The organism is Paramicrobacterium salitolerans, assembly GCF_051513965.1.
Classification (GTDB): domain Bacteria; phylum Actinomycetota; class Actinomycetes; order Actinomycetales; family Microbacteriaceae; genus Paramicrobacterium.
In genome coordinates, this window is sequence record NZ_CP195847.1 from 578,111 (window position 1) to 593,418 (window position 15,308).

Genomic DNA, 15,308 nt, shown 5'->3' on the forward strand with positions numbered 1-15,308 from the left:
ACACTGCCGCAACCGCGAGGAGATGTCCCGATGACTGAGCCGAACGAACCTGCAAAGCCTGCCATGCCTCCGCGCCCGCCGCTGCCCTCGGAGCAGGGAGAGGCGGATGCCGCGAACGCGTCGCAGCCGCAACAGCAGCAGGCTCCTCAGGCACAGCAGGCTCCGCAGCCTCAGCAGGCTCCGCAGCAGAGCGACGCTCAGAAACCTCCGGCCGGGGCCCCAGGCCCGTGGGCGCAGCCTTCTGCTCCCGCGCAGGTTCCGCAGCAGAACCAGCAGGCTCAGCCCGGTCAGGCGTCGCACGCACCGCAGTCGACGAACCCCGGCAACGCGCCGCAGCCGACGAACCCCGGCAACGCGCCGCAGCCAGGCTCTGCCCCGCAGCCGGGCCGGCCGCCGCAGCCCGGGCAGAACGCACCCCAAGCGGGCCAGGCTCCGCAGCCGGGGCATCCCGCTCAGCAGCAGCCGCAGCCGTGGGCTCAGCCTGCTCCGCAGCGACCGCAGCGACCGCAGGGCGCGCCCAGCGGGTACGCGGCGCCGAGCGCTCCGGGCTACGGCGGTCAGCCGACCGCGCAGCATGCGCCGCAGCACGCACCCCAGCCGACGCAGCACGCACCCCAGCAGCCGTACGCTCACGGCGGCCACCCCGGCTATCCCCAGCAGACCCAGACGATGGCGTACCCCACTCAGCAGGGCATGCAGCCGGTCGCGAAGCCGAAGTCGGAGAAGAGTCGGCTCGGTCTTCTCGGACTCATCTTCGGAATCATCGGCGTGGTCGGCGGGCTGTTCTTCGGGTGGACTCTGCCGCTCGCCATCGTCGCGATCGTGCTCGGCTTCATGGCCCGCAAGAAGCCGAAGGATGACCGTTCGTTCGCTCTCTGGGCCATCACCACCGGCTTTGCAGGCACGGTCTTCTCGCTCGGCTGGTTCGTGTACAGCATCCTCGTGCTTGTCATGAGATGATCATTGTTCGAAGGGGAGTGACACAACTATGAGCAATCCGACGCCACCCGGGGGTCAGAACCAGCCGGCGTACGGCCAGCAGCAGCCTGGCTACGGTCAGCCACAGCCACAGCCACAGCAGCAGCCATATCCGCAGCAGGGCCCCGTGCAGCCATACGCACAACAGCCCTATGCGCAGCAGCCGTACGCGCAGCCTGCGTACGCGCCATATCCGCAGCCTCCGGGCACGAACGTGCTCGCGATCGTCGCGATCATCACCGGGTTCCTGTTCCCGATCGCCGGGATCATCTGCGGACACATCGCGCGCAAGCAGATCAGGCAGACTGGCGAGCAGGGAGACGGGCTGGCGCTGACCGGTCTCATCGTGGGCTACGTGTTCACGTCACTGGCCGTGGTGTACATCCTGGTCTACGTTGTGATCTTTGTCTTCATCATCGGCTCCATCGGTGTCGCAGGAACGATGTATTCATAACCCGACCGGGCAGAGGGCGCGCATCCGCACTGGATGCGCGCTCTTTTTCGTATACCGTCGAGGTGTCACCCCCAGACAGGCTCCCGGAGGATCCATGCACCGCTCCCGTTCACACCGTCGATGGATGCTGCTTGCCGCGGCGCTTCTGGCTACCGGCCTCACCGTGACTGGCTGCACCGCAGGCCCCGCGGCTTCGTCCTCGACGTCGGGAAAGACCAAGCAACAGGCAGCGGAGCCGCGCGAGGTGCCCGCGGGGGAGTTCCTCGACGATCACGACCTGGCAGGGCTCGAGGCCGCCGAGATCATCGACCGCCTCGACGCCCTTCCCGTCGACGAGCGTCCGACCGATCTGATCGCATCTGTGCAGCCGGAGTCACTGGAGCTGACAGATGATCAGAATCGCCAGACAACACTGCCGATGCCCGACGACCGCGTGTACATCTCGGTCGCGCCGTACCAGTCGCAGACTCACGACTGCTACTTCCACAGCCTCACCACTTGCCTCGGCGAGCTGACCAACGCCGAGGTCCGGGTCACGCTCACAGACGCTGACGGAACGGTGTTGATCGACGAGTCACGGCAGACCTTCGACAACGGGTTCGTCGGCCTCTGGGTGCCGCGAGGCATCGAGGCATCCCTCACGATCGCCCACGCCGGGCAGACGGCGACCGCGGAGATTTCCACGACGGACTCCGACGACGCGACGTGCATCACGACGATGCGCCTGAGCTGAGCTGAGCTACGCGGTCGAGAGGACGCGCTCGGCCACGAGAGCGACGTGACGACCGTCGACGCGCGTGAGGACGAGCGTGGCGCTCGCGGTTCCCCGCGGGTTCAACCGCTTTCTGAAGACGGCCGGGTCGATGTCGACACCGCGCTTCTTGATCTCGAGGGTTCCGATGTCGTTGTCGGCGACCCAGCGCCGCAGCGACTTCTCGTGCAGCGGCAGCGACTCGCGAACGCGGAACGCTGTCGCAAAGGGTGTCTCGTGCAGCTCATCGCCAGTGAGGTAGGCGATTCCATCGCTCACCGGCCCCGCGTGGATGCTTCGCGCGAGATCGCCGATCAGCCGCGCGCGGATCACCGCGCCGTCGGGCTCGTAGAGGTACTCGCCGAGCGGTCGCACCGGCTCATCCTCTGTGTCTTCCGAGGCGGTGAGCTCGAAGGAGCCGTCGTCAGTCAGCACGAGGGCGGCGCGATGGATGCCGTCACGCGCAAGCGCTCCGGACCACAGCATGAGCTCCACGACGGAGCCGTCGACGCTGACCCACTGCGCTTCCATCGTGTCGGGGATGAGGTCTCGGTCGAAGCCGGGGCCGAGCTTGACGCCCGTGGGGAGGCGGCCGGCCACGTCGAAGACCAGATCGAGGCCGGGGGAGTAGTCGTCGGGGTTCGTCAGCCGCGCGGTGTCGGAGTGCCCTGCGGTGCGCCGCGCGGGATCGAAGTACACGGCGTCGACGTCGTCGAGCACGATATCCTCCGCACGCGCGTGGATCACGTGCGCGCTGGAGAACGGTGCGAGGTTGTGCGTGGCGACAGCGGCTGTCATCTCGTCGGCATCCGCGGCTGTCACTTCCACCTGCATCGCGGCCAGCGCCATGGCGTCTCCGCCGATGCCGCAACCGAGGTCCGCAACGCGTGTCAGGCCCGCCTGAACGTAGCGTCCCGCGTGCATGGCGGCCGCGCGGATCCGCGTGGCCTGCTCGAGGCCCGCCTGCGTGAACAGCATTCGAGAGGCGAACTCGCCGAACTTCGCCCCTCCGCGGGCGCGGAGTCGTGACTGCGTCAGCGCGGCAGCGACCAGCCGCGGGTCGTGCCCGGCCTTGCGGAGCCGGCTCACGGTCGCGACGAGGTCTTCAGCGGTGCCTTTCTCGGCGAGTTCATCGAGCAGCTCGAGACCCGTGGGGGACAGCAGAAGGGCCAGCTCGTCGCGTTCCATCCGGCCAACATATCAACCCGCGGCTCTCGCTGTCGGCGAAACTGGCGCTTCGATTGGCACTCACGTTGCACGAGTGCCAGCGCATCCGTAAACTTGCAATTAGCACTCGGATAGTGAGGGTGCTAACTCACGTCTTCTTATAAGAAAGAGGTCAACCGTGTCGGTCTCCATCAAGCCGCTCGAGGATCGCATCGTCATCAAGCAGGTCGAGGCAGAGCAGACCACCGCGTCTGGTCTGGTCATCCCTGACACCGCCAAGGAGAAGCCGCAGGAGGGCGAAGTCGTGGCCGTAGGCCCCGGTCGCATCGACGACAACGGCAACCGCGTCCCGCTCGACGTGAACGTCGGCGACCGCGTGCTCTACTCGAAGTACGGCGGCACCGAGGTCAAGTTCGGCGCTGACGAGTACCTCGTTCTCTCGGCTCGCGACGTTCTCGCGATCGTCGAGCGCTGATCAGAGCTCACAGCGAAGGCCCGGGTGCATGCCCGGGCCTTTTCTCATGTGCAGGCACGTAAACTCGATGTCATGGGTGCGCGGGTCTTCGTCTTCGACATCGACGGAGTCGTGCGCTCGTTCCGTCCCGCGCGCATGGCCGCTCGTCTCGACGCCGAGCTGAGACTTGCGCCGGACATCATCGAACAGGTCGCCTTCGCTCCGCCGTTCGGTCGCGACCTCGTCGAGGGTCGACTGACGCGCGCGCAATGGGTCGAGAAGCTCACGGAGAAGCTCACCGACATGACGCACAACGCGTCGGCCGTGGCGTCGATCGTCACGGAGTGGGCAAGCGACATCGGGCAGCTCATTCCCGACACGATCGAGCTCATCGACGAGCTGCGCACGGAGCATCCGGTGTTCGCCCTCACCAACGGAACCGACCAGACCCTCCGTGAGCTGACGGAGCACGACGTGGCGCATCGCTTCACGGGCATCCTCAACTCATACGACTTCGGCATCGCCAAGCCGGAGATCGAGGTGTATCGACGTGCGCACGCTCAGATCGAGGATGCTCTCGCCGAACGCATCGCACCGGCATCCGTGCACTTCGCCGACGACCTCGACGAGAACATCCGCGCCGCCCAGGCATTCGGCTGGCAGGGTACGCGATACACGGATGCCGCGGCGCTCCGTCGCGCGCTCGGCGCTGTGACCGCCTCGTGACGCAGCCCACGCCGCTGGCCGGGCGCTCCGGATTCTTCTACGCCGCCTCGGCCTACCTCATGTGGGGCGCGCTGCCGCTCTACTTCGTCGCGCTCGCGCCCGCAGGTCCGTACGAGATCGTCGCGATGCGCATCCTGTTCTCGCTCGTGTTCTGCGGCATCCTGCTCACCGCGCTGCGCGACTGGCGCGCGTTCTTCGATCTCTTCCGCTCGCGCCGAACCATGCTCTTCATGGCGCTCGCCGCGGTGTTCATCTTCATCAACTGGCAGACGTACGTCGTCGCGGCGGTCACCGGTCACGTGATCGAGGCCTCACTCGGGTACTTCATCAACCCGATCGTGACGGTGCTGTTCGGCGTGCTGTTTCTGCGGGAAAAGCTGCGGCCGCTGCAGTGGGCCGCGGTCGGAGTCAGCGTCATCGCCGTGATCGTGCTGTGGATCGGATACGGCAGCTTTCCGATCATCGCGCTCATCCTCGCGTTCTCGTTCGGGCTCTACGGGCTGATGAAGAACCGCGTGGGCGGCCGAGTCGGCGCGATCTCCGGGCTCACGCTCGAGACGCTGTTCCTCGCGCCGGTCGCGACCATCGAGCTCGTGTGGGTCGCGGCATCCACCGGTCTGATCTTCGGCACCGCGGGCGCGGGTAACACGACGCTGCTCGTCGCCTCGGGGATCGTGACCGCGGTTCCGCTGCTGCTCTTCGCCTCGGCGGCCCGCCGGCTGCCGCTCGTGTACATGGGGCTGTTCCAGTACATGACGCCGCTCATACAGTTCCTCGTGGGCGTCATCATTCTGAGAGAGCCGATGCCGCCGGAGCGCTGGGCCGGGTTCTTCCTCGTCTGGGCGGCACTCGTGCTGCTCACGATCGACATGCTCCGGCGTGCGGGAACAGCCCGCCGCGGCCGTCTGAATTCCGCCTGATCGTCACCCGGCAGAAACACTCGGCCGCGGTGGTTACCATGGATTACCGGCGTCGAAAACGGCTCCGCCGGCTTTCACGACTCACCTCTTGAAGGGAAGCAATGGACACCACGGATCCGTTCGGCTATGTCGGGCTCACCTATGACGATGTGCTGCTGCTGCCAGCGCACACAGACGTCATCCCGAGCGAGGCAGACACCTCATCGCGACTGACCAAGCGGATCACCGTTGCGACGCCCCTGCTCTCGAGCGCGATGGACACCGTGACCGAGACGCGCATGGCCATTGCGATGGCGCGCGAGGGTGGCATCGGCATCCTGCACCGCAACATCTCCATCGCCGACCAGGCCGAGATGGTCGACCGCGTCAAGCGCAGCGAGTCGGGCATGATCACGAACCCCGTGACGACGCGTGCCGAGGCCACCATCGCCGAGGTCGACGAGCTGTGCGGCCGCTTCCGCGTTTCGGGCCTCCCGGTCGTTGACGGATCGGGCGTGCTCAAGGGCATCGTCACGAACCGCGACATGCGCTTCGTGCCCGACGACAAGAAAGCCGTCACTCCGGTCTCGCAGGTGATGACCAGCACGAACCTCATCACGGCACCCGTCGGCACCTCCGCGGAGGAAGCCATGGCGCTGCTGGCCGAGCACCGCATCGAGAAGCTTCCGCTCGTGAACGACGCTGGCGTGCTCAAGGGTCTCATCACCGTCAAGGACTTCGACAAGAGCGAGAAGTACCCCCTCGCGACCAAGGACGACAGCGGCCGTCTCCGTGTCGGCGCGGCCATCGGCTTCTTCGGCGATGCCTGGGAGCGCGCGTGTGCGCTGCGCGACGCCGGTGTGGACGTTCTCGTCGTCGACACCGCGAACGGCGACTCTGAGGGCGTCCTCGCGCTCATCCGCAAGATCAAGGCCGACCCGTCGTTCAGCAAGGTCGACGTGATCGGCGGCAACGTCGCGACCGGTTCGGGCGCGCGGGCGATCGCCGAGGCCGGAGCGGATGCCGTCAAGGTCGGCGTCGGCCCCGGATCGATCTGCACCACGCGCGTCGTCGCAGGTGTCGGCGTTCCGCAGGTCTCCGCCGTGTACGAGGCGCGCCAGGCGGTGAAAGACCTCGACGTCCCGATCATCGCGGACGGCGGCCTGCAGTACTCCGGCGACATCGCCAAGGCTCTCGTGGCCGGCGCCGAGAGCGTCATGCTCGGCTCACTTCTTGCCGGGTGCGACGAGAGCCCCGGCGAGCTCGTGTTCGTCAACGGCAAGCAGTTCAAGACCTACCGCGGCATGGGCTCCCTCGGTGCCCTTCAGACGCGCGGCAAGAAGACCTCGTACTCAAAGGACCGCTACTTCCAGGCTGACGTGCCGAGCGATGACAAGCTCATTCCCGAGGGCATCGAGGGCCAGGTTCCGTACCGCGGTCCGCTCTCGGCAGTCGCCTACCAGCTGATCGGCGGACTGCGTCAGTCGATGTTCTACGTGGGCGCCCGCACGATCGACGAGCTCAAGGAGCGTGGCAAGTTCGTGCGCATCACGCCCGCCGGACTCAAGGAATCGCACCCGCACGACGTGCAGATCGTCGTGGAGGCGCCGAACTACCGTCGCTGATCTCACGGCGACCGGCCGGTGCTCGCCCCGCGGGTGCCGGCGGTCGGCGTTAACGCAGCGAGTCGTCCACCTGGATCTCGTCCCACACGCCGTGCATGTGGGAGCGTGAGTGCCGCTCTGCGGCTGCGGCATCCCCGTCGCTGATCGCCTCGGCCACGGCCTCGTGCTCCTCCAGAGTGCCGGGCGCGGGGATGCGCGGGTTGAGACCGAGTCGTGCGCGACCGGCGAGGACGTCGCGGACGGGGTTCCGCAGCGCGATCAGCTGAGGGTTTCCGGATGCTCGCAGCAGCAGCTCGTGAAAGGCGATGTCGATTGCGAGGAACTCGTCCGAGGTGCCGTGGCCGGCTTCGCCGACGGCGCGAAGCTGAGCGGCAAGCCGACGCAGCTCCGCCCGCTGCGTGGGGGTGGCCCGGAGTGCGGCGAGACGCGCGGCGGTCGGCTCGACGGCGACGCGAAGCTCCATGAGTGCGCTCAGCTGCTGGCGTCGGAACGGCCCCTGCAGGTTCCACTCGATGAGCTGGGGAGCGAAGGCATCCCAGCAGTCTCGCGGCTGCACTGTGATGCCCACCCGTCGCCGTGACGCGACCAAGCCGAGACTCTCGAGAACGCGGACGGCCTCGCGCACGACCGTCCGCGATGCGCCGTAGTCGTGCTCGAGCTGAGCGAGGGTGAAGACCGAGCCGGGCGGAAACTCACCCGCGGCGATGCGCGCGCCGAGGTCGTCCGTCACGTCGCTGTGGATTCCGGCCACCGTCGGCTCCCTTCGTCGAGGTGTAGTACTACCATAGCGTGTCATAAAGTAGTATCTTTACCGATGGCCTCGTTCGAGGCATCCCTCAGACCCCAACCAATTCAATGGAGAATCATGCTCGACGGCTGGACCCAGACCCTCGGAGCAGGCCCCCTGCTCGGCATCGCCGCAGGGGCGGTGCTGCTCATTCTTCTGCTCGTCATCAAACTCAGGGTCCATGCGTTCATCACGCTCGTCGTGGTCTCCGTGCTCACCGCTGTCGTCACCGGGCTGCCCACCGACAAGCTCATGGACGTGCTGCTCTACGGCTTCTCCGGAACGCTCGGCGAAGTCGCGCTGCTCGTGTGCCTCGGAGCGATCCTCGGCCGGCTCATCGAGCATTCGGGCGGTGCGAAGTCTGTGGCCGAGGCGATGGTGAAGGCGTTCGGTGAGAAGCACGCCGCCTTCGCGCTCGGCGTCACGTCGCTGCTGCTCGGATTCCCGATCTTCTTCGACGCCGGGCTGATCGTCATGCTGCCGATCATCTTCGCGGTCGCCCGTCGCATGGGCGGCAGGAACCTGCTGCTGTACGGCATCGGCGGCGCGGCTGCGTTCTCGGTGATGCACGTCTTCCTTCCCCCGCATCCCGGCCCTGTCACGGCCACCGTCGACTACGGGGCGAACCTCGGCATCGTGATGCTCATCGGAATCGTGATCGCCTTCCCGACCTGGTATCTTTCGGGCTACCTGTGGGGAAAGTTCGTGAACTCGCGCATCCCGCTCGCCGTGCCCGCTCTGTTCGGCTCGATCGACGAGGACCAGCCGGTCCGCCCGCCGAAGGCGCGCACCGTCATCGGCATCCTGATCATTCCCGTCGTCCTGATCTTCCTCAACACCGGCCTCACCACGCTCGTTGACACGGGCGCGCTCGAGGGCGACCAGCTGTGGGTCCAGGCGCTCATTCTCATCGGAAACTCGCCGATCGCCCTGCTCATCACCGCGCTCGTCGCGCTGGTCGTGCTCGGCAGCGCTCGCGGCGAGAAGGGCTCCGCGCTCGAGAAGCTCGTCGACGGAACGTTCGGACCGGTCGCGAGCGTCATCCTGATCACCGGCGCCGGCGGGATGTTCGGGGGAGTGCTCGAGCTCTCCGGCATCGGCGACGCGCTCGCTGACACGCTGGCGGATGTCGGTCTGCCCACGATCGTCGCGGCCTACGTCATCTCGGTGATCCTGCGCCTCGCGCAGGGCTCCGCGACCGTCGCACTCGTAACGACGGCCGGGCTCATGGCGCCGGCGGTCACCGCGGGGTCGTACGGCACGGTCGACGTCGCCGCCATCACACTCGCAACGGCGGCTGGATCGGTGTTCGGCAGTCACGTGAACGACTCCGGCTTCTGGCTCGTCGGCAAGCTGATGGACATGGACGTCAAGACGACCCTCAAGACGTGGACGGTGCAGCAGGCGCTCGAATCGGTGATCGCCTTCGTGCTTGTGCTGGTCGTGTACCTGATCTTCTGATCGCGGGGGCTGGAGAAGTGCCATGTCGTGCCCGGGCGGTAAGGTGGATGCCGTGAGCCAAGAAACCGAAATCGGCCGCGCCAAGCGGGCACGCACCACCTTCTCGTTCGACGACGTCGCTATCGTGCCGTCGCGACGAACCCGTGACCCCGAAGACGTGTCGACCTCCTGGACCATCGACGCCTACACGTTCGACACCCCGTTCATCGCCGCACCGATGGACTCCGTGGTGTCGCCGCGCACGGCCATCATGATGGGGCAGCTCGGCGGTCTCGGCGTGCTCGACCTCGAAGGCCTCTGGACGCGCTATGAGAACCCCGAGCCATTGCTCGAGGAGATCCGCAACGCCCCGGCGGACACGGTCGTGGCTCGTATGCAGGAGCTCTACGCCGAGCCGGTGAAGGCCGAGCTCATTACGGCGCGCATCAGCGAGATCCGCGAGGCCGGCGTCACCGTCGCCGGGTCGCTCTCGCCGCAGCGCACGCAAGAGTTCTACCAGACCGTCGTCGACGCGGGAGTCGACCTCTTCGTCATCCGCGGCACCACGGTCTCGGCCGAGCATGTCTCGCAGAACCAGGAGCCCCTGAACCTCAAGAAGTTCATCTACGAGCTCGACGTGCCCGTCATCGTCGGCGGCGCCGCGACCTACACGGCGGCGCTGCACCTCATGCGCACGGGAGCGGCCGGTGTGCTCGTAGGCTTCGGCGGGGGAGCGGCGTCGACGACGCGCAACACCCTCGGCATCCACGCCCCCATGGCCACCGCTGTCGCTGATGTGGCGGGCGCGCGTCGCGATTACCTCGATGAGTCGGGCGGGCGCTACGTGCACGTCATCGCCGACGGCGGTCTCGGCACCTCGGGCGACATCGTCAAGGCGATCGCCTGCGGCGCCGACGCCGTCATGCTCGGCACGACGTTCGCTCGCGCCAGCGACGCACCGGGCGGCGGCTTCCACTGGGGCGCCGAGGCACACCACTCGAAGCTCCCACGCGGCAACCGCGTCGAGGTGGGCACGACCGGCACGCTCGAGGAGATCGTGTACGGCCCCGCGACGCGTCCCGACGGCACCGCGAACCTGCTCGGAGCCCTCAAGCGTTCCATGGCGACCACCGGATACAGCGACCTCAAAGAGTTCCAGCGGGTCGAAGTGGTTGTCGCGCCGTACCTCCTGCGTTAGCGTCGAGTCAGAGGGTCTGCGACCTGAGACAGGCCTTCCTGATGGAGGTTCGAATGAGCGCCAAGAAGACCGTCGCACGGTCACGGAAGTTGGGACCTGAGGAACGCGCTGACGCGATCAGGGAGATGAGCTCCAAGGAGCTCGATGTTCTGGTCATCGGCGGGGGCATCGTCGGCGCGGGAAGCGCGATGGATGCCGTCACACGCGGCCTCTCCACGGGCCTGCTCGAAGCTCGAGACTGGGCGAGCGGAACATCGAGCCGCTCCTCGAAGCTTGTGCACGGCGGCATCCGCTATCTCGAACAGCTCGACTTCGGCCTCGTGCGCGAAGCGCTCATCGAGCGCGGCCTTCTGCTGCAGCGCATCGCGCCTCACCTTGTGAAGCCCGTGCGGTTCCTCTATCCGCTGCACAAGCCAGTGTGGGAGAGGTTCTACATCGGTGCGGGCATGATGCTCTACGACATCTTCAGCTACACGGGAGGTCGCCCTCCGGGCGTTCCGCACCACCGCCACCTGACCAAGCGCCAGGTGCAGCGGTCGATTCCGTCCCTGCGCAGCAACGCCTTCGTCGGCGGGCTCACGTACTACGACGCGCAGGTGGACGACGCGCGCTACGTCGCCTCGCTCGTGCGCACCGCATCCGCCTACGGCGCGCACGTGGCGAGCCGCGTCCGCGTCGAGGGGTTCCTCAAGGTCGGGCAGCGCGTCGTCGGGGTGAAGGCGCACGACCTCGAGACCGACGAGCACTTCGAGGTCAAGGCGAAGCAGGTCGTCAATGCGACCGGTGTCTGGACCGACGACACGCAGTCGATGGTGGGGGAGCGCGGCCAGTTCAAGGTGCGCGCCTCGAAGGGCATCCACCTCGTCGTGCCGCGCGATCGCTTCCAATCGACGATGGGCATGATCCTCCGCACCGAGAAGAGCGTGCTCTTCGTCATTCCGTGGGGACGACACTGGCTCATCGGCACGACCGACACCGACTGGCACCTCGACAAGGCGCACCCCGCGGCGACCGCCGCCGACATCGACTACCTGCTCGAGCACGTCAACCGGGTGCTCGCGGTGCCGCTCACCCGCGACGACGTCGAGGGCGTCTACGCGGGTCTCCGCCCGCTGCTCGCCGGTGAGAGCGACGAGACCTCGAAGCTGTCGCGCGAGCACGTCGTGACGCACTCGGTGCCCGGTCTCGTCGTGGTGGCTGGCGGCAAGTGGACGACCTACCGCGTCATGGCGAAGGACGCCATCGACGCCGCGGTCGACGCGCTCGACGGCAAGATCCCCGAGTCGACCACCGAGAACATCTCACTGCTCGGCGCCGAGGGGTATCAGGCCGCGTGGAACAAGCGCGGCAAGATCGCCCGCCGGTTCGGCGTGCACAAGGCCCGCGTCGAGCACCTGCTGAACCGCTACGGCGTGCTGACCGACGACATCCTCGATCTGATCCGCGATCGTCCCGACCTGCAGGACCCCCTGCCGGGCGCCGACGACTACATCAAGGCCGAGGTCGTGTACGCAGCCACGAGCGAGGGAGCACTGCACATCGAGGACGTCCTCGCCCGCCGCACCCGCATTTCGATCGAAGCCTGGGACCGAGGCGTCTCTGCAGCTCCGGTGGTCGCCGAGCTCATGGCCGAGGTGCTCGGCTGGGACGACGCGAAGAAGGAGTCCGAGGTGCAGTACTACCTGCAGCGCGTGGCCGCTGAGCGGGCGTCGCAGGAGCAGCCGGACGACGAGTCGGCCGACCGCGTGAGGCTCGAAGCACCCGATATCTCACAGGTGTGAGGATGCCGCGTCGGCGCAGCGTCTCGCGCGCCGACGCAGCTCCTCTGCGGTTCCGCGGCTTCAGCGAGCCCACAGCGGCGAGCCGGTAGAGTCGAAGCGTTCCCGGTGGGGAACTCTTCGACTGTGAAAGAGTGAGCACCATTTCCCGACGTGACTCGGAGCAGCCTCGCACGCTGCTTCGCACCATGCTCTCTGCGCGCTGGATCGCGCTGCTCGTGCTCGCCCTCGCCGTCGCCGCGGCGTTCGCAGCGCTCGGCAAATGGCAGCTCGAACGCGCCTACCGGGCGGCTCCGACCCAGGAGACCGCGCCGACCGAGACGGTTCAGCTGCTCACCGAGATCGTCGAGCCTGAGAGCCTGCTCCGCACCGAGCGGGTGGGGCAGAAGGTCAGCGTGGAGGGCGAGTTCGTGCCGGGCGACTACCTCGTGGTCGTCAACCGACTGAACGACGGCGAATCGGGCTACTGGGTCGCGGGGCACCTCGCCACGGAGGAGGGCAATGCGCTCGCCGTGGCCCTCGGCTGGACGGACTCCCGCGAGACGGCTGAGAGCGTCGCGGCGCAGCTCAATGAGGAGCCCCGCGAGGCGGCATCCGTCACTGGTCGCGTTCTGTCGGCGCAGTTCCCCGAACTGGACGAAGACGCGCCGTACGACATATCCACGATGGCCCCCGCCTGGTTCGTGAACGTCTGGCACGAGATGGACGACGTCTCCGTCTACGAGGTCTATGTGATCTCGGATGCCGCCCCCGCGGGTCTCCAGACGATCAGTGCTCCGCCTCCTGAGCAGGAGGTCGAGGTCAACTGGCTCAACATCTTCTACGCCGCAGAATGGGTGGTCTTCGCCGGATTCGCGGTGTTCCTCTGGTATCGCCTCGTGAAAGACGCGTGGGAGCGCGACATTGAGGAGCGTGAGCTCGCCGAGGCGGAGAACGCGACCCCCGTCGAGAAAGTAGACTGAGAGACATGGCCCTTGAACCCCGTGCATCAGCGCTGCCGAAGATCCCCGGTGCGCTGAAGTTCTATCAGGTGGCATCCATCATCACCGGTGTTCTGCTTCTGCTGCTGTGCGCCGAGATGATCTTCAAATACGGGTTCGGTCTCGAACTCGAGCTCGGCGGTGCGTACGGCTTCCTCGCCTTCGTTCCGAGCGGGAGCGTCGCCGCCGTGAACCTGTCGATCGGCATCCTCGTGGTGCACGGCTGGTTCTATGTGGTGTATCTGTTCGCGGACTTCCGGCTGTGGAGCCTCATGCGCTGGCCGCTGACCACCTTCATTCTGATTGCGCTGGGCGGCGTCGTGCCGTTCCTCTCGTTCATCGTCGAAGCGAGAATGGCGAAGCGCGTGAGAGCCTACCTCGCCGAGCGCGAGGCCCGTGATGCCGAGAAGCAGGAGGCAACCCATTAGCGAGCAGAACACGGCCCACCGGCCGGTACTCGTCGTCGACTTCGGCGCACAGTACGCGCAGCTCATCGCGCGTCGCGTGCGCGAGGCCGGCGTGTATTCGGAGATCGTTCCGCACACGATCACCGCGGCGGAGGTGCGCGAGAAGCAGCCCGCCGGCATGATCCTCTCCGGCGGGCCGTCGAGCGTCTACGCCGATGAGGCGCCCGGCTTCGACTCGGAGATCTTCAGTCTCGGCATCCCAACCCTTGGCATCTGCTACGGCTTCCAGGTGATGGCGCGCGCCCTCGGCGGCGAAGTTGCTCACACCGGCAGGCGCGAATACGGGTCGACGGATGCTGTGCTCTCCGGCGACGGCGGAAAGCTGCTCTCCGGTCAGCCCGCCGACCAGACGGTGTGGATGAGTCATGGTGACTCCGTCTCCGCAGCGCCAGACGGCTTCCAGGTGCTCGCCTCGACGGCATCCACCCCTGTCGCCGCGTTCGGCAACGACGATCGCTGCCTGTACGGCGTGCAGTGGCACCCCGAGGTCAAGCACTCGGCGTACGGTCAGAACGTGCTCGAGAACTTCCTGCACGCCGCGGCGGGCATCCCCGCAGACTGGAACCCGGGCAACGTCATCGCCGAGCAGGTTGAGCGCATTCGCGCGCAGATCGGCTCGGGCAAGGTCATCGCGGGCCTCTCGGGCGGCGTGGACTCCGCCGTCGCGGCTGCACTCGTGCACAAGGCCGTCGGCGACCAGCTGACCTGCGTGTTCGTCGACCACGGCCTCCTGCGCCAGGACGAACGCCGCCAGGTGGAAGAGGACTACGTCGCCTCGACCGGTGTGCGCCTCGTCACCGTCGATGCCGCAGACGTCTTCCTCACCGAACTCGAGGGGGTGAGCGACCCGGAGGAGAAGCGCAAGATCATCGGGCGCGAGTTCATCCGCACGTTCGAGCGCGCTCAGGCCGACCTCGTCGCCGAGTCGCTCGAGAGCGCTGGCGACCCGATCCGCTTCCTCGTTCAGGGCACGCTGTACCCCGACGTCGTCGAGTCAGGCGGCGGCACTGGAACCGCGAACATCAAGAGCCACCACAACGTCGGAGGCCTGCCTGAGGACATGACGTTCGAGCTCGTCGAGCCGCTCCGCACACTGTTCAAGGACGAGGTGCGGGCGATCGGTCGCGAGCTGGGGCTTCCCGAGGAGATCGTCGGACGTCAGCCGTTCCCGGGCCCTGGTCTCGGCATCCGCATCATCGGTTCGGTCACGGCGGAGCGCCTCGCCGTTCTGCGCGAGGCCGACGCCATCGTGCGCGAGGAGCTCACCGCCGCCGGTCTCGATTCTGAGATCTGGCAGTGCCCGGTCGTGCTGCTCGCCGACGTGCGCTCGGTCGGCGTCCAGGGCGATGGCCGCACCTACGGTCATCCGATCGTGCTGCGCCCGGTCAGCTCCGAAGATGCCATGACCGCGGACTGGACGCGCCTGCCGTACGATTTGCTCGCGCGCATCTCGAACCGCATCACGAACGAAGTCGAAGAGGTCAACCGCGTCGTGCTCGACGTCACGTCGAAGCCGCCGGGGACCATCGAGTGGGAGTGATCTCTCTTCCTCCCGCGCCGAAGACAGTGTCGTGCGCGGGGCGGCTCGGCTGACTCCCGCGCTA

Annotated in this window: 15 protein-coding genes; 13 read left to right on the top strand and 2 right to left on the bottom strand. The window is 67.1% G+C overall.

Going from position 1 to position 15,308, the window contains the following annotated elements; genetic code table 11:
• The first annotated feature begins 30 nt into the window (after nt 1–30).
• The 3 genes from ACSAGD_RS02785 (at nt 31) to ACSAGD_RS02795 (ending at nt 2,165) form a co-directional block, all read left to right on the top strand.
• Complete coding sequence (locus ACSAGD_RS02785; RefSeq protein ID WP_437584208.1) at nt 31–960, top strand: hypothetical protein; 930 nt, start codon at nt 31–33, stop codon at nt 958–960.
• Nucleotides 961–988: 28 nt separating this feature from the next.
• On the top strand, nt 989–1,432 hold the full coding sequence (locus tag ACSAGD_RS02790; protein WP_437584209.1) for a DUF4190 domain-containing protein: 444 nt from the start codon (nt 989–991) through the stop codon (nt 1,430–1,432).
• A 94-nt stretch (nt 1,433–1,526) separates the two neighbouring features.
• Complete coding sequence (locus ACSAGD_RS02795) at nt 1,527–2,165, top strand: CueP family metal-binding protein (RefSeq protein ID WP_437584210.1); 639 nt, start codon at nt 1,527–1,529, stop codon at nt 2,163–2,165.
• A 6-nt stretch (nt 2,166–2,171) separates the two neighbouring features.
• Here ACSAGD_RS02795 and ACSAGD_RS02800 read toward each other — a convergent pair whose 3' ends face one another.
• Nucleotides 2,172–3,371, bottom strand: coding sequence for a THUMP-like domain-containing protein (locus ACSAGD_RS02800; protein WP_437584211.1), 1,200 nt, complete (start codon nt 3,369–3,371; stop codon nt 2,172–2,174).
• A 157-nt stretch (nt 3,372–3,528) separates the two neighbouring features.
• On the opposite strand from ACSAGD_RS02800, the gene groES reads away from it, so the two are divergent.
• The 4 genes from groES to guaB all read left to right on the top strand — a co-directional run bounded on the left by groES (nt 3,529) and on the right by guaB (nt 7,054).
• Nucleotides 3,529–3,825, top strand: coding sequence for a co-chaperone GroES (gene groES / locus ACSAGD_RS02805; RefSeq protein WP_437584212.1), 297 nt, complete (start codon nt 3,529–3,531; stop codon nt 3,823–3,825).
• Between the two features lie 72 nt (nt 3,826–3,897).
• Complete coding sequence (locus ACSAGD_RS02810) at nt 3,898–4,530, top strand: HAD family hydrolase (protein ID WP_437584213.1); 633 nt, start codon at nt 3,898–3,900, stop codon at nt 4,528–4,530.
• Complete coding sequence (gene rarD, locus ACSAGD_RS02815; protein ID WP_437584214.1) at nt 4,527–5,450, top strand: EamA family transporter RarD; 924 nt, start codon at nt 4,527–4,529, stop codon at nt 5,448–5,450. The genes ACSAGD_RS02810 and rarD overlap by 4 nt, the downstream gene beginning before the upstream one ends.
• A gap of 101 nt (nt 5,451–5,551) precedes the next feature.
• Nucleotides 5,552–7,054: an IMP dehydrogenase gene (gene guaB, locus ACSAGD_RS02820; RefSeq protein ID WP_437584215.1), complete on the top strand. Its 1,503-nt coding sequence runs from the start codon at nt 5,552–5,554 to the stop codon at nt 7,052–7,054.
• 49 nt (nt 7,055–7,103) lie between these two features.
• Here the strand turns inward: guaB and ACSAGD_RS02825 are convergent, their stop codons facing one another.
• Nucleotides 7,104–7,805: a FadR/GntR family transcriptional regulator gene (locus ACSAGD_RS02825; RefSeq protein ID WP_437584216.1), complete on the bottom strand. Its 702-nt coding sequence runs from the start codon at nt 7,803–7,805 to the stop codon at nt 7,104–7,106.
• A 114-nt stretch (nt 7,806–7,919) separates the two neighbouring features.
• Here ACSAGD_RS02825 and ACSAGD_RS02830 point away from each other — a divergent pair, with 114 nt between their 5' ends.
• The 6 genes from ACSAGD_RS02830 to guaA all read left to right on the top strand — a co-directional run bounded on the left by ACSAGD_RS02830 (nt 7,920) and on the right by guaA (nt 15,244).
• Complete coding sequence (locus ACSAGD_RS02830; RefSeq protein WP_437584217.1) at nt 7,920–9,302, top strand: GntP family permease; 1,383 nt, start codon at nt 7,920–7,922, stop codon at nt 9,300–9,302.
• Between the two features lie 52 nt (nt 9,303–9,354).
• Complete coding sequence (locus ACSAGD_RS02835) at nt 9,355–10,479, top strand: GuaB3 family IMP dehydrogenase-related protein (RefSeq protein ID WP_437584218.1); 1,125 nt, start codon at nt 9,355–9,357, stop codon at nt 10,477–10,479.
• Nucleotides 10,480–10,532: 53 nt separating this feature from the next.
• Nucleotides 10,533–12,260: a glycerol-3-phosphate dehydrogenase/oxidase gene (locus tag ACSAGD_RS02840; protein ID WP_437584220.1), complete on the top strand. Its 1,728-nt coding sequence runs from the start codon at nt 10,533–10,535 to the stop codon at nt 12,258–12,260.
• 131 nt (nt 12,261–12,391) lie between these two features.
• A complete protein-coding gene (locus ACSAGD_RS02845) occupies nt 12,392–13,219 on the top strand; it encodes an SURF1 family cytochrome oxidase biogenesis protein (protein WP_437584221.1) in 828 nt (275 codons plus the stop codon).
• 5 nt (nt 13,220–13,224) lie between these two features.
• Nucleotides 13,225–13,665 carry a DUF3817 domain-containing protein gene (locus ACSAGD_RS02850; RefSeq protein ID WP_437584222.1) on the top strand — a complete coding sequence of 147 codons (441 nt, stop codon included), beginning with the start codon at nt 13,225–13,227 and terminating at the stop codon, nt 13,663–13,665.
• Nucleotides 13,637–15,244 (top strand): glutamine-hydrolyzing GMP synthase, encoded by a 1,608-nt coding sequence (guaA, locus tag ACSAGD_RS02855; RefSeq protein ID WP_437584224.1) that lies wholly within the window; start codon nt 13,637–13,639, stop codon nt 15,242–15,244. The genes ACSAGD_RS02850 and guaA overlap by 29 nt, the downstream gene beginning before the upstream one ends.
• The last annotated feature ends 64 nt before the right edge of the window (nt 15,245–15,308 follow it).